Source organism: Salmonella sp. NW177 (assembly GCF_051811585.1).
Classification (GTDB): domain Bacteria; phylum Pseudomonadota; class Gammaproteobacteria; order Enterobacterales; family Enterobacteriaceae; genus Salmonella; species Salmonella enterica.
Genome location: NZ_JAMMZV010000001.1, coordinates 73,415 through 86,421 on the forward strand (window position 1 = coordinate 73,415; position 13,007 = coordinate 86,421).

The 13,007-nt window shown below is 51.6% G+C and carries 14 protein-coding genes; 9 read left to right on the plus strand and 5 right to left on the minus strand.

All coding sequences use genetic code 11. The features are described 5' to 3' along the window. Positions 1-3: 3 nt before the first annotated feature. The 3 genes from NA986_RS00355 to NA986_RS00365 are packed head-to-tail and all read left to right on the plus strand — an operon-like array spanning position 4 to position 2,828. Positions 4-1,173 carry an ABC transporter permease gene (locus tag NA986_RS00355; protein WP_023209817.1) on the plus strand — a complete coding sequence of 390 codons (1,170 nt, stop codon included), beginning with the start codon at positions 4-6 and terminating at the stop codon, positions 1,171-1,173. Next, the gene (locus tag NA986_RS00360) at positions 1,166-2,113 is read left to right on the plus strand and encodes an ABC transporter ATP-binding protein (RefSeq protein WP_000569166.1); all 948 of its coding nucleotides are present in this window, start codon (positions 1,166-1,168) and stop codon (positions 2,111-2,113) included. Before NA986_RS00355 ends, NA986_RS00360 begins: the two co-directional genes overlap by 8 nt. After that, positions 2,097-2,828: an ABC transporter permease gene (locus NA986_RS00365; protein ID WP_000824852.1), complete on the plus strand. Its 732-nt coding sequence runs from the start codon at positions 2,097-2,099 to the stop codon at positions 2,826-2,828. Before NA986_RS00360 ends, NA986_RS00365 begins: the two co-directional genes overlap by 17 nt. Here the strand turns inward: NA986_RS00365 and NA986_RS00370 are convergent. Together NA986_RS00370 and mlrA are read right to left on the minus strand one after the other, a co-directional pair. After that, positions 2,809-2,916, minus strand: coding sequence for a protein YohO (locus NA986_RS00370; RefSeq protein WP_001261696.1), 108 nt, complete (start codon positions 2,914-2,916; stop codon positions 2,809-2,811). The two genes, NA986_RS00365 and NA986_RS00370, sit on opposite strands and share 20 nt — an antisense overlap. A gap of 59 nt (positions 2,917-2,975) precedes the next feature. Beyond that, positions 2,976-3,707, minus strand: a complete 732-nt coding sequence (mlrA, locus tag NA986_RS00375; RefSeq protein ID WP_001240418.1) for an HTH-type transcriptional regulator MlrA — start codon at positions 3,705-3,707, stop codon at positions 2,976-2,978. Positions 3,708-3,929: 222 nt separating this feature from the next. On the opposite strand from mlrA, the gene NA986_RS00380 reads away from it, so the two are divergent. Genes NA986_RS00380 through NA986_RS00390 form a run of 3 tightly spaced genes read left to right on the plus strand, consistent with a single transcriptional unit; the run spans position 3,930 to position 6,845 of the window. Continuing rightward, complete coding sequence (locus NA986_RS00380; protein ID WP_000272850.1) at positions 3,930-5,615, plus strand: sensor histidine kinase; 1,686 nt, start codon at positions 3,930-3,932, stop codon at positions 5,613-5,615. Further along, on the plus strand, positions 5,612-6,331 hold the full coding sequence (btsR, locus tag NA986_RS00385) for a two-component system response regulator BtsR (RefSeq protein ID WP_000598637.1): 720 nt from the start codon (positions 5,612-5,614) through the stop codon (positions 6,329-6,331). Before NA986_RS00380 ends, btsR begins: the two co-directional genes overlap by 4 nt. 46 nt (positions 6,332-6,377) lie before the next feature. Further along, positions 6,378-6,845, plus strand: a complete 468-nt coding sequence (locus NA986_RS00390; protein ID WP_000950413.1) for a DUF1456 family protein — start codon at positions 6,378-6,380, stop codon at positions 6,843-6,845. Positions 6,846-6,901: 56 nt separating this feature from the next. On the opposite strand, the gene NA986_RS00395 is transcribed toward NA986_RS00390, so the two are convergent. The 3 genes from NA986_RS00395 to metG all read right to left on the minus strand — a co-directional run bounded on the left by NA986_RS00395 (position 6,902) and on the right by metG (position 10,336). After that, a complete protein-coding gene (locus tag NA986_RS00395) occupies positions 6,902-7,432 on the minus strand; it encodes a YehR family lipoprotein (protein WP_001197951.1) in 531 nt (176 codons plus the stop codon). 171 nt (positions 7,433-7,603) lie between these two features. Next, complete coding sequence (locus NA986_RS00400) at positions 7,604-8,062, minus strand: YehR family lipoprotein (RefSeq protein WP_000703137.1); 459 nt, start codon at positions 8,060-8,062, stop codon at positions 7,604-7,606. Positions 8,063-8,302: 240 nt separating this feature from the next. Further along, complete coding sequence (gene metG, locus NA986_RS00405; RefSeq protein WP_000195330.1) at positions 8,303-10,336, minus strand: methionine--tRNA ligase; 2,034 nt, start codon at positions 10,334-10,336, stop codon at positions 8,303-8,305. Positions 10,337-10,500: 164 nt separating this feature from the next. On the opposite strand from metG, the gene apbC reads away from it, so the two are divergent. The 3 genes from apbC to stcA all read left to right on the plus strand — a co-directional run bounded on the left by apbC (position 10,501) and on the right by stcA (position 12,978). Further along, complete coding sequence (apbC, locus tag NA986_RS00410; RefSeq protein ID WP_023138370.1) at positions 10,501-11,610, plus strand: iron-sulfur cluster carrier protein ApbC; 1,110 nt, start codon at positions 10,501-10,503, stop codon at positions 11,608-11,610. 277 nt (positions 11,611-11,887) lie between these two features. Further along, positions 11,888-12,169 carry a YehE family protein gene (locus tag NA986_RS00415; protein WP_000760404.1) on the plus strand — a complete coding sequence of 94 codons (282 nt, stop codon included), beginning with the start codon at positions 11,888-11,890 and terminating at the stop codon, positions 12,167-12,169. Positions 12,170-12,447: 278 nt separating this feature from the next. Then, positions 12,448-12,978 (plus strand): Stc fimbria major subunit StcA, encoded by a 531-nt coding sequence (gene stcA / locus NA986_RS00420; protein WP_000830693.1) that lies wholly within the window; start codon positions 12,448-12,450, stop codon positions 12,976-12,978. Positions 12,979-13,007 lie beyond the last annotated feature (29 nt).

Here is a 13,007-nt window from a genome sequence, read left to right on the forward strand (position 1 = left end):
TCTGTGAGTGATGCTGCCAAAAAAATTACGGTTAATCGTGTGCTGTTGCTGTTGGTTGTTCTGACCCTGCTTGCTGTCGCGCTACCTTTCATTAATTACGCCCCGAATCGTCTGGTGAGCGGCGAGGGGCGCCAGTTATGGGAGATCTGGCCGGCGGCCATCTGGATGCTGACTGGCGCGGGATGCGCGCTGTTTACGCTGTGCTTTGTACCCGGTAAACGCGGTAGCGTACTGACGCTGATGATGGCGCAGACGCTTTTTATTGTCATGCTGTGGGGAGTCGGCAGGGCGGCGACCCAGTTGGCGCAGGAGGGCAGCCCGCTGGCGCGTACCAGTCTGGGAAGTGGATTGTGGCTGGGCCTCGGTCTGATGTTGCTGGCCTGTAGCGATGCGATCCGCCGTATTACCACTGGGCCGCTGTGGCGCTGGTTGCTGCACGCGCAAATTGTCATTGTCCCGCTGGTGCTGCTGTTTTCAGGCACGTTCGACAACCTCTCGCTTCTGAAAGAGTATACCAACCGCCAGGATGTTTTCGATGCCGCGCTGGTGCAACATTTGATGTTACTGGCGGGCACGGTGCTGCCGGCGCTGGCGATCGGACTACCGTTGGGCGTCTGGTGTTATTTTTCCGCCTCACGCCAGGGGCCGGTATTTACCGTGCTGAATGTGATCCAGACTATTCCTTCCGTCGCGCTGTTTGGCCTGCTGATTGCGCCGTTGGCCGGGCTGGTGAAACAGTTTCCGTGGCTTGCCGAATTCGGCGTCGCGGGAACCGGCATGACGCCTGCGCTGATAGCGCTGGTGCTCTATGCGTTATTGCCGCTGGTGCGCGGCGTGGTCGCCGGGCTCAATCAGGTGCCGCGCGATGTGCTGGAGAGCGCAAGAGCAATGGGAATGAGTAGCGGCCAGCGCTTCAGGCATGTGCAACTGCCGCTGGCGCTGCCGGTCTTTTTACGTAGCCTGCGGGTAGTCATGGTCCAGACAGTGGGAATGGCCGTCGTCGCCGCGCTGATTGGCGCGGGAGGTTTCGGCGCGCTGGTGTTTCAGGGGCTATTGAGCAGCGCCATTGATTTAGTCCTGTTGGGCGTCATTCCGGTGATTGCGCTGGCGGTAGTGATCGACGCGCTGTTTGATTTATGGATCGCGTTTTTGAAGGGAGCAACCGATGATTGAATTTAACCATGTCAGTAAAACCTTCGGCGATCAACAGGCTGTTAGCGACCTCAATTTGCACTTTAGCGAAGGCAGCTTTTCGGTGTTAATTGGCACCTCCGGCTCGGGAAAATCGACCACTCTGAAGATGATTAACCGGCTGGTAGAGCATGATAGCGGAACGATCCGTTTTGCCGGGGAAGAGATCCGCAGCCTGCCGGTGCTTGAACTGCGCCGTCGCATGGGCTATGCCATTCAGTCTATCGGTCTTTTTCCCCACTGGACGGTGGCGCAAAATATCGCCACCGTACCGCAACTACAAAAGTGGTCGCGTGCGCGGATTAACGATCGTATTGATGAACTGATGGCATTATTGGGTCTGGAAAGCGCGCTGCGCGATCGCTATCCGCATCAGCTTTCCGGCGGGCAACAGCAGCGGGTCGGCGTTGCGCGGGCGCTGGCTGCCGATCCGCAGGTATTGCTGATGGACGAGCCTTTCGGCGCGCTTGATCCGGTAACGCGCGGCGCATTGCAGCAGGAGATGACCCGCATTCATCAGCTGCTGGGGCGCACCATCGTACTGGTGACGCACGACATCGATGAGGCGCTACGCCTCGCCGACCATCTGGTGCTGATGGACGGGGGCCACGTTATCCAACAGGGATCGCCGCTTTCTATGCTGACCTCGCCGGAAAATGATTTCGTGCAGGCGTTTTTTGGCCGCAGCGAGCTGGGCGTAAGGCTGCTTTCGTTACGTAGCGTAGGCGATTATGTACGTCGGCATGAACAGCTCAGCGGCGACGCGCTGGTGGAAGAGATGACGCTACGCGATGCGCTATCGATGTTTGTCGCCCGTCGGTGCGACGTCCTGCCGGTGGCGAATCAGCAGGGCGAGCCCTGCGGTACGCTCCATTTCCGCGATCTGCTTTCGGAGACGTCCCCCCGTGAAACGACTGTGTGATCCGCTTCTCTGGCTTATTGTTCTGTTCTTGCTTCTGCTGTTTGGATTGCCTTATAGCCAGCCGTTCTTCGCCGCGCTGTTTCCCGATTTACCGCGCCCGGTCTACCAACAGGAGAGTTTTGCCGCCCTCGCGCTCGCCCATTTCTGGTTGGTGGGCATCTCAAGTCTGTTTGCCGTCGTGGTGGGCGTCGGCGCAGGGATTGCGGTCACGCGAGAAAGTGGGAAAGAGTTTCGTCCCCTGGTGGAGACTATCGCCGCCGTCGGGCAGACCTTTCCGCCGGTCGCGGTACTGGCGATCGCGGTACCCGTCATGGGTTTTGGTCAGCAACCGGCCATTATCGCCTTGATCCTGTATGGGGTGTTGCCCATCCTGCAGGCGACCCTGGCCGGGCTGGGCGCGGTGCCTGCCAGCGTGATGAGCGTTGCCAGCGGTATGGGAATGAGCCGTCGCCAACAGTTGTATGAGGTTGAGCTGCCGCTGGCCGCGCCGGTGATTCTGGCGGGCATCCGAACCTCGGTGATTATCAATATTGGTACGGCGACCATCGCTTCAACGGTGGGGGCCAGTACGTTAGGCACGCCGATCATTATCGGGCTTAGCGGCTTTAATACGGCCTATGTTATCCAGGGGGCGCTGCTGGTGGCGCTGGCGGCGATCATTATCGATCGCCTGTTTGAAAGGCTGACGCGCGCGCTTACCCGGCACGCAAAATAAAACTGTAACCTGCCAGCATCACGCCGCCGATACCGCCAATAGCCATCAGCAGGAAAAGGGCGATCACCCCGATTTTCGCTACGCGCATTATGTACTCCTTATGTTAATAAAAGGAGTATACATTAAAGCGAATTTGTTAGCTGCTGTTTAAACGCCAAGGGGATGAATGTCGCGTCCCTGGGCGCGCCATGCCAGGAGTTGCTGCTGCTGCGCCAGCGTCTGGTTTTCTCCGCACCATACCAGTAACGTCTTGCCGTCAAACAGTTCCGGGCGGAACTGGCTAAGCGAATGCGCCAACACGTCGATTCGCCATCCCTGTTGGCTGGCGACCCAACCTTCCAGCCACAGGCGGGTGGTATCATGGATATTCCAGCCGATCACCAACGCATCTTTTCCCTGTTTCTTACGCGCAGACGCCAGGCAGAGCGCAATATAGTTGATCAGGATACCGTCAAGAATGCCGAGCAGCGCCTGAAGGGCGGGTTGTTGGCACTGTAATCGTCGCCGCAGCGGGACGAACAGGTTAGTGGTCAATGTTTGGGCTGGATAATCCTGACCGCGTTCTTTGACCCATAACCGTAAACTGTGCAGATTACTGCTTTGCAGATAGTGCAGCAGGATCTCCTGCTGTTCGCGCCAGCCGTTAGGTTGTTCGCTACTGTCGCTACTGAGCAGCACTTTGACTTTGCTGACCTGGACGCCGTTATCTATCCAGCGCTTGATTTCGCGGATTCTGTCGATATCGGCATCGTTAAACAGACGATGACCGCCATCCGTTCGCTGTGGTTTTAAAAGTCCATAACGTCTCTGCCACGCGCGCAACGTGACAGGATTGATATCACAAAGCAAAGCCACTTCACCAATTGTGTAAAGCGCCATCGTTTCACCCTTGCTCGCGAGGTCCCGGTTTAACTTTAGACGCTCTTTTAGGAACCAGGAAGTTTTGCCTGTTTTTTATGCATTAAAACGCGAAGTAGCGGGTTGCGGCGCGGCGTTTAAGTGATCGTATTCACGAATTCATATTTTTATGCAACAGTTCAAAGAAAGTTAATCGTACTCAATGTATGTTACGCGCTTTTAATTGAAGTGTGGTTTGCGGGTATGTACGAGTTTAATCTGGTGTTGCTGCTGCTTCAGCAGATGTGCGTGTTTCTGGTCATTGCGTGGCTAATGAGTAAAACGCGCCTGTTCATCCCGCTTATGCAGGTCACGGTTCGTCTGCCGCACAAGCTTCTGTGTTACGTCACGTTTTCTATCTTCTGCATTATGGGCACTTATTTTGGGCTGCATATCGAAGATTCGATTGCCAATACCCGTGCGATTGGCGCGGTGATGGGCGGCCTACTCGGCGGGCCGGTCGTCGGCGGGCTGGTCGGTCTGACCGGTGGGTTACATCGGTATTCTATGGGCGGCATGACGGCGCTGAGCTGTATGATTTCCACCATCGTCGAAGGGCTGCTGGGCGGGTTGGTACACAGCGTTCTCATACGTCGCGGACGCCCGGACAAAGTGTTTAGCCCGCTGACGGCGGGAGCAATTACGTGTGTTGCCGAACTGGTGCAGATGCTGATCATTTTACTGATAGCCAGGCCGTTTGACGATGCCCTGCATCTGGTCAGTAATATTGCCGCGCCGATGATGGTGACGAATACCGTTGGCGCCGCGCTGTTCATGCGTATTTTGCTCGATAAGCGCGCCATGTTCGAAAAATATACTTCGGCATTTTCTGCTACCGCGCTGAAGGTCGCCGCGTCAACGGAGGGGATTCTGCGTCAGGGATTTAACGAAGTGAACAGTATGAAGGTGGCGCAGGTGTTATATCAGGAGCTGGATATCGGCGCCGTCGCCATCACCGATCGCGAAAAACTGCTGGCTTTTACTGGTATTGGCGACGATCACCATCTACCGGGCAAACCCATTTCATCAGGTTATACGCTGAAAGCAATTGAAACCGGAGAGGTGGTTTATGCCGATGGCAACGAAGTGCCGTACCGCTGTTCGCTACACCCGCAGTGTAAACTCGGTTCGACGCTGGTGATTCCGCTGCGTGGCGAAAATCAGCGAGTCATGGGCACCATTAAATTGTACGAAGCGAAAAACCGACTGTTCAGCTCAATTAACCGCACCCTGGGAGAGGGTATTGCGCAGCTTTTATCCGCGCAGATCCTGGCCGGACAGTATGAACGGCAGAAGGCGTTGCTGACGCAGTCAGAGATCAAGCTGTTGCACGCGCAGGTGAATCCGCATTTTCTGTTTAATGCACTCAATACCATTAAAGCGGTGATTCGCCGCGACAGCGAACAGGCCAGCCAACTGGTGCAGTACTTGTCGACCTTTTTTCGCAAAAATTTAAAACGCCCGTCGGAAATCGTCACGCTGGCGGATGAAATTGAACACGTGAACGCTTATCTGCAAATTGAAAAAGCGCGTTTTCAGTCGCGTCTGCAGGTACAGCTTGATGTTCCATCGACGCTTTCACGTCAGAAATTGCCTGCGTTTACATTACAGCCGATTGTTGAGAACGCCATTAAACATGGCACGTCGCAACTGCTTGATACCGGCAACGTCGCTATTCGCGCCCGGCGCGAAGGGCAGCATTTGATGTTAGATATTGAAGATAATGCGGGACTGTATCAGCCTTCCGCCGGCAGTAGCGGGCTGGGGATGAGTCTGGTTGATAAACGTCTGCGCGAACACTTTGGCGATGATTATGGTATTAGCGTGGCCTGCGAGCCGGACTGCTTTACCCGAATTACATTACGACTTCCACTGGAGGAGGACGCATGATTAAAGTGCTGATTGTGGATGATGAGCCGTTAGCGCGGGAAAATCTGCGGATTTTGCTCCAGGGGCAGGATGACATTGAGATTGTGGGGGAGTGCGCGAACGCGGTAGAAGCGATTGGCGCGGTACATAAGCTGCGACCTGATGTGCTGTTTCTGGATATTCAGATGCCGCGTATCAGTGGACTGGAGATGGTAGGAATGCTTGATCCGGAACACCGCCCGTATATCGTTTTTTTGACCGCGTTTGACGAATACGCCATCAAAGCCTTTGAAGAACACGCTTTTGATTATCTGCTCAAGCCGATAGAGGAGAAACGGCTGGAAAAAACGTTACATCGTCTGCGTCAGGAGCGCAGTAAACAGGATGTTTCGTTGCTGCCGGAAAACCAGCAGGCGCTTAAATTCATTCCCTGTACCGGACACAGCCGGATCTATTTGTTGCAAATGGATGATGTCGCCTTTGTCAGTAGCCGTATGAGCGGCGTTTATGTGACCAGCAGTGAAGGTAAAGAGGGGTTTACCGAGCTGACGCTGCGCACGCTGGAAAGCCGGACGCCGCTACTGCGTTGTCATCGTCAGTTTCTGGTGAATATGGCCCATTTGCAGGAAATTCGGCTGGAGGATAATGGGCAGGCAGAGCTGATTTTACGCAACGGCCTGACGGTGCCGGTAAGCCGTCGCTATCTGAAAAGTTTAAAAGAGGCGATTGGCCTGTAAAAGACTGTTAGAATATCGTTTTGCCATAGAAACGACCGAAGGCCTCATGCTGAGTAACGATATTCTGCGTAGCGTGCGCTACATTTTAAAAGCTAATAATACCGATCTGGCGCGTATCCTGGCGCTGGGTAACGTTGATGCTACGCCGGAGCAGATTGCAATCTGGTTGCGCAAAGAAGAGGAAGAGGGGTTTCAGCGTTGCCCGGATATCGTGTTGTCCTCATTTCTCAATGGCCTCATTTATGAAAAACGCGGCAAAGATGAGGCGGCGCCTGCATTGACGGCGGAACGTCGTATCAACAACAATATTGTGCTGAAAAAGCTGCGTATTGCCTTTTCGCTAAAAACAGATGATATCCTGGCGATACTTACCGGTCAGTTGTTTCGTGTCTCAATGCCAGAGATCACTGCGATGATGCGCGCGCCGGATCATAAGAACTTCCGCGAATGCGGCGATCAGTTTATGCGTTATTTTCTGCGCGGTCTGGCGGCCCGTGAACACGCGGCGAAGTAATTCTGCGGTATTGTTCCCGGCAGCGTCCTGTCTGACCGGGAAAACGCATTATTATACTAATTGATTCTATGATACCCGCTCTCTTCCAACAGTTTCTGCGAGCGAATCATTGACAGATAGTACGCGGAACAGTTGTCAATTGATGATCCTGGCAATTTACAGAGGTCGCTTATTTTTGCCTGGGTAAAATCAATATCCACATATTCCGTAGCATAGCTATCATAATAGTCGATTCGTTCAGTCAAACCCGGCATACCCTGATAAGCTTCGCCGACTTGACTCAGCATTTTTTGTGCTTCTTCTTTATTATTGGCTTTCAGGGTCTTATAAAGTAGTTTATGTTCAGATATTTGACGTAAAACGATATCCCCTTTGTAGTAATAGGTTAACTTGATTTCAATACCGTTGAGATTACCTACATAGCGTTGTGTTTCCTCTGACTCTTTGCTAGCGGCTATCTTCTTGATAAACGCTGTCATGTTATTTTGCTTTCCCTGGAGAGTATCGTTTTTCTGATCGCAGCCAGTTATGCTAACCGATAGAGAGAGCGCGAATAGTGGCAGTGCCATAAGACGTAGAACCTGCATAACAATTCCTTGTCGTTAAGTATTGGTGTGGCCAGGAATTCAGGGATTATAGGCTTTGGCGAGGGGACTTACAGCGAGGCTGTCTTTTTTCGGAATTCATAAAGAAAAGACGCTGCCGAAGCAGCGCCCTGAGCGACTTTACCAGTCGATGCAATACATTATGCCTGCCAGTTATTTCGCTTCTTTAAAACCAGCAGCTTCCAGCAGCGTCTGGGTTTGTTTCATGCTGATACCTTTGCTGGTATCGCCGGACACCATCGTCCCTGAGATTTGCTGTAACGCTTTAAAGTCCACTTTTTCCATATCCACAGAGACGTTTTCCTGGGCATAGGTATCTTCATAGGTTAATTTTTCTTCCACTCCGGCGATATTTTTATATTTCGCGCTCAGCGGATCGAGAATTTTGGCGGCATCTTCTTTCGTTTTAGCGCCTACAGTGGCATAGCTGATTTTACTTTCAGACGTCTGCTTAATGATTTTGTCACCTTTATAGGTGTAAGTAATTGAAATTTCTGTCCCCGCCAGGTTTGCGTTAAAGGTCTTTGATTCTTCTTTATCGCCACAGCCAGCAAGAGAGAACACCAGTACGGAAGCCAAAGCCGCGGACAATAACTTGCCAGAAATTTTCATCTAAAACTCCATTTTATATAATGATTGGGTTTTTAAAATAATTTCAATGAATTAATTTAACCCAGTAATAGCAATGTATCAGGGAGAGATAGAATATGACTTTTAGCCGTTATTTAGCAGTCCGGATATGGAGTCTTAACGCTATTGCTTATTAAGGAAAAAGTTAAAACACGCGGATGGGGTGATATGCCAGTCAGGATTAAGCGGTTAAAAAAGCCGGAGCATGCTCCGGCTTGTTGCTTATTTCACCTGTTGGCCAGGCTTCGCGCCGTCATCAGGGCTTAACAGGAAGATATCTTTCCCGCCAGGTCCTGCGGCCATCACCATTCCCTCGGAGACGCCAAAGCGCATTTTGCGCGGCGCGAGGTTGGCGACCATTACTGTCTGGCGGCCAATCAGCGCCTGCGGGTCCGGGTAGGCGGAACGAATGCCGGAGAAGACGTTACGCTTCTCGCCGCCCAGATCCAGCGTCAGACGCAGCAATTTGTCAGAACCGTCTACGAACTCAGCGTTTTCAATCAATGCTACGCGCAGGTCAATTTTGGCGAAATCGTCAAAGGTGATGGTTTCCTGAATCGGGAAGTCGGCTAACGGGCCGGTAACCGGCGCGGCTGCGGCTTTCACCTCTTCTTTAGACGCTTCAACCAGCGCTTCAACTTGCTTCATGTCGATGCGATTGTAGAGCGCCTTAAAGGTGTTGACCTTGTGACCGAGCAGCGGCTGTTCGATGGCATCCCAGTTCAACTCACTGTTCAGGAAGGCTTCAACGCGTTCAGAAAGCGTCGGCAGTACCGGTTTCAGATACGTCATCAGCACGCGGAACAGGTTGATGCCCATTGAGCAAATGGCCTGCAGGTCCGCGTCGCGGCCTTCTTGTTTAGCCACCACCCACGGCGCTTGCTCGTCAACATAACGGTTAGCGATGTCGGCCAGCGCCATAATCTCACGGATAGCTTTACCGAATTCACGGCTTTCCCATGCTTCGCCAATCACCGCAGCGGCGTCAGTAAAGGTTTTATACAATTGCGGATCGGCCAGTTCAGCCGCCAGCACGCCGTCGAAACGCTTATTGATAAAACCGGCGTTACGCGAGGCCAGGTTGACTACTTTATTGACGATATCGGCATTGACGCGCTGGACAAAGTCTTCCAGGTTCAGGTCGATGTCATCAATGCGTGAAGAAAGCTTCGCGGTGTAGTAGTAGCGCAGGCTGTCGGCGTCAAAGTGTTTCAGCCAGGTGCTGGCCTTAATAAAGGTGCCGCGAGACTTAGACATCTTCGCGCCGTTCACCGTCACGTAACCGTGAACGAACAGGTTGGTCGGCTTACGGAAGTGGCTGCCTTCCAGCATGGCAGGCCAGAACAGGCTGTGGAAATAGACGATGTCTTTGCCGATAAAGTGGTACAGCTCGGCATCGGAGTCTTTTTTCCAGTACTCATCAAAACTGGTCGTGTCACCGCGCTTATCGCACAGATTTTTGAAGGAGCCCATATAGCCAATCGGCGCGTCCAGCCAGACGTAGAAATATTTGCCCGGCGCGTTCGGGATTTCGAAACCAAAATACGGCGCGTCGCGGGAAATGTCCCACTGCTGGAGGCCGGATTCAAACCACTCCTGCATTTTGTTCGCCACCTGCTCCTGCAGCGCGCCGCTGCGGGTCCACGCCTGCAGCATTTCGCTGAATGATGGCAGGTCAAAGAAAAAGTGCTCGGAGTCACGCATTACCGGCGTCGCGCCGGACACCACGGATTTTGGTTCGATAAGTTCGGTCGGGCTGTAAGTTGCGCCGCAGACTTCGCAGTTATCGCCGTACTGGTCTGCGGATTTACATTTCGGGCAGGTGCCTTTCACAAATCGGTCCGGCAGGAACATGCCTTTTTCCGGATCGTAGAGTTGAGAGATGGTGCGGTTCTTAATAAAACCGTTCTCTTTCAGGCGCGTATAAATCAGCTCGGACAGCTCGCGATTCTCGTCGCTGTGCGTTGAGTGGTAGTTGTCGTAGCTAATATTAAAACCGGCGAAATCGGTCTGGTGCTCCTGGCTCATTTCACCGATCATTTGCTCCGGCGTAATACCAAGCTGCTGCGCTTTCAGCATGATCGGCGTGCCATGAGCGTCATCGGCACAGATGAAGTTAACCTCATGGCCGCGCATTCGCTGGTAACGGACCCAGACATCAGCCTGGATGTGCTCCAGCATATGGCCGAGGTGGATAGAGCCGTTGGCGTACGGCAGCGCGCACGTTACCAGAATTTTCTTCGCGACTTGAGTCATAGTGGGTATTACTTCTTCTGTTGTAAAAAAGGGCTTTGATAGTACCAAAATGGTAATTACTGCGCCAAGCGATAAGGGCATTTATCCGTAAATGAATAATTGTTACCGCTGGAGTAAACTACAAAGTTACAATCGTACTTTTCAGAACTACAAAAGGAGTCGGGATGAACGAACAATCCCAGGCCAAATCACCAGATACCCTGCGAGCGATGGTCGCCGGGACGCTGGCGAATTTTCAGCACCCAACCCTGAAGCATAACCTCACCACGCTTAAGGCGTTGCACCACGTCGCCTGGATGGATGATACGCTGCACGTTGAGCTGGTCATGCCGTTCGTCTGGAACAGCGCGTTTGAGGTATTAAAAGAGCAATGCAGCGCCGATCTGTTACGTATTACAGGCGCAAAAGCGATCGACTGGAAACTGTCGTACAACATTGCGACGCTGAAACGCGTCAAAAATCAGCCTGGCATTAATGGCGTGAAAAATATCATTGCCGTGAGCTCCGGTAAAGGCGGGGTGGGTAAATCGTCCACGGCGGTAAACCTGGCGCTGGCGTTAGCGGCTGAAGGTGCAAAGGTCGGGGTTCTCGATGCCGATATTTACGGTCCGTCGATCCCAACCATGCTTGGCGCAGAAGATCAGCGCCCGACATCGCCAGACGGTACGCATATGGCGCCGATTATGTCTCACGGCCTGGCGACCAACTCGATCGGCTATCTGGTGACTGACGATAACGCGATGGTATGGCGCGGCCCAATGGCCAGTAAGGCGCTGATGCAGATGTTACAGGAGACGCTGTGGCCGGATCTGGATTATCTGGTACTGGATATGCCGCCGGGAACCGGGGATATTCAGCTAACGCTGGCGCAGAACATTCCTGTTACCGGCGCGGTGGTGGTGACTACGCCGCAGGATATCGCGCTAATCGACGCCAAAAAAGGTATCGTGATGTTCGAGAAGGTGGAAGTGCCGGTGCTCGGCATTGTGGAAAATATGAGTATGCATATTTGTAGCAACTGCGGCCATCACGAACCGATCTTCGGCACGGGCGGCGCGCAGAAGCTGGCGGAAAAATACCATACTCAGCTTCTGGGTCAGATGCCGCTGCATATTAGTCTGCGCGAAGATCTTGATCGCGGTACGCCGACGGTGGTTAGCCGTCCGGAGAGCGAATTTACCGTGATCTATCGCGAACTGGCCGATCGCGTTGCGGCACAGCTTTACTGGCAGGGTGAAGTGATTCCGGGAGAAATCGCCTTCCGCGCGGTGTAATCCTCCTGACGTATTCCAAAGAGAATATGACATTCACTGCATTAATATATATTGATGCAGTGAATGTATTAATAAAATAATAGCCCCCGCATTGTTAATTCCTGCTTAAACAGACAGGTGTTTATCTGAAATAATCGGCAAAAACATTATTTGAATTGATCATACCTATCCTACTGATTTATTTTTTCAATTGGTTTTAAGGTATCGATACGTTCATACTGCTCATCAGGACGGCCTGCATACTGTTTGACGTTCACCAGAGGAACAATTACTCACTATGAAAAAATATTTGCTGATGGGAATTATAGTTTCGGCTTATGGGATAAGCGTACCCGTTTTTGCCTCCGACACCGCAACATTAACCATCAGTGGAAAAGTGACCGCGCCAACGTGCAGTACAGAAGTGGTAAACGCACAGTTGCAGCAGCGTTGCGGCAACACTATCCACGTTTCAACTCTGCAAACACCCGCCGCTACGCCGATGAGAGGTGTGACAACGCAGCTATACACGGTGCCTGGTGATAGCACCCGACAGATTGTTGTTAATCATTACGACTAATTCTTATTAATTCCGCAGGCCCATATCATTGATATCAATGATATGGGCTTTTTTATTTGCTGTGTTTATGTTTAAGGGCAGTAAATTTCGGAAATTAATAAGTTTACAAAATAATGATAAGCAATGATTATTTGTTGCAATTATATTGCAATCTGTAAATTGTTTTAAATCAACAAAACATCGTGTTTACATTGCGATAACTTCCTGTCTATGAGAATTTTCGTTGCAAGGGTTAATAACTCTTAACAAATAGAAATTACTTTATTAAGGAAGAGATTATGAAACGTTCACTTATTGCTGCTTCTGTATTGTCTGCTGTATTTATGAGCGCTGGGGTTTTTGCTGCTGATGAGTATGATTCAGGCGTTCTGAATATTAACGGAAAGGTGGTTGGTACTACCTGTCAATTTTTGGGTACGAACACCGCTGAAATTAGACTGAATGAAATTGGTGCGGATAAAATAATTAATTTAACCCCGGGTCAGATTTATGACGCAGTAACTAATCAAACTCAGATGCCGTTGAAAATAAAATGTCAACAGGGTGTAGCGCCGCGTATTACCTTCTCTTCAACGCAATTTGACAGCCACGATATCACATTTAATAACGGCTCTGCCAAAGGTGTCGGTTTTGCGGTTTACTACGGAAGTACGGATAATCAGATTGATCCAGAGACGGGGGTGACACTAGCTCCAAATAGCAGCGGTGAATACGACCTGACTTTTTTAGCACGCTATGCGCGTTTAGACGGTGATGTTGCTTCTGGTGATGTTAGCTCAACACTAACTTTAACGGTTGTTACTGACTAATTTATTCAACCGGCGGCGTTCGTCGCCGG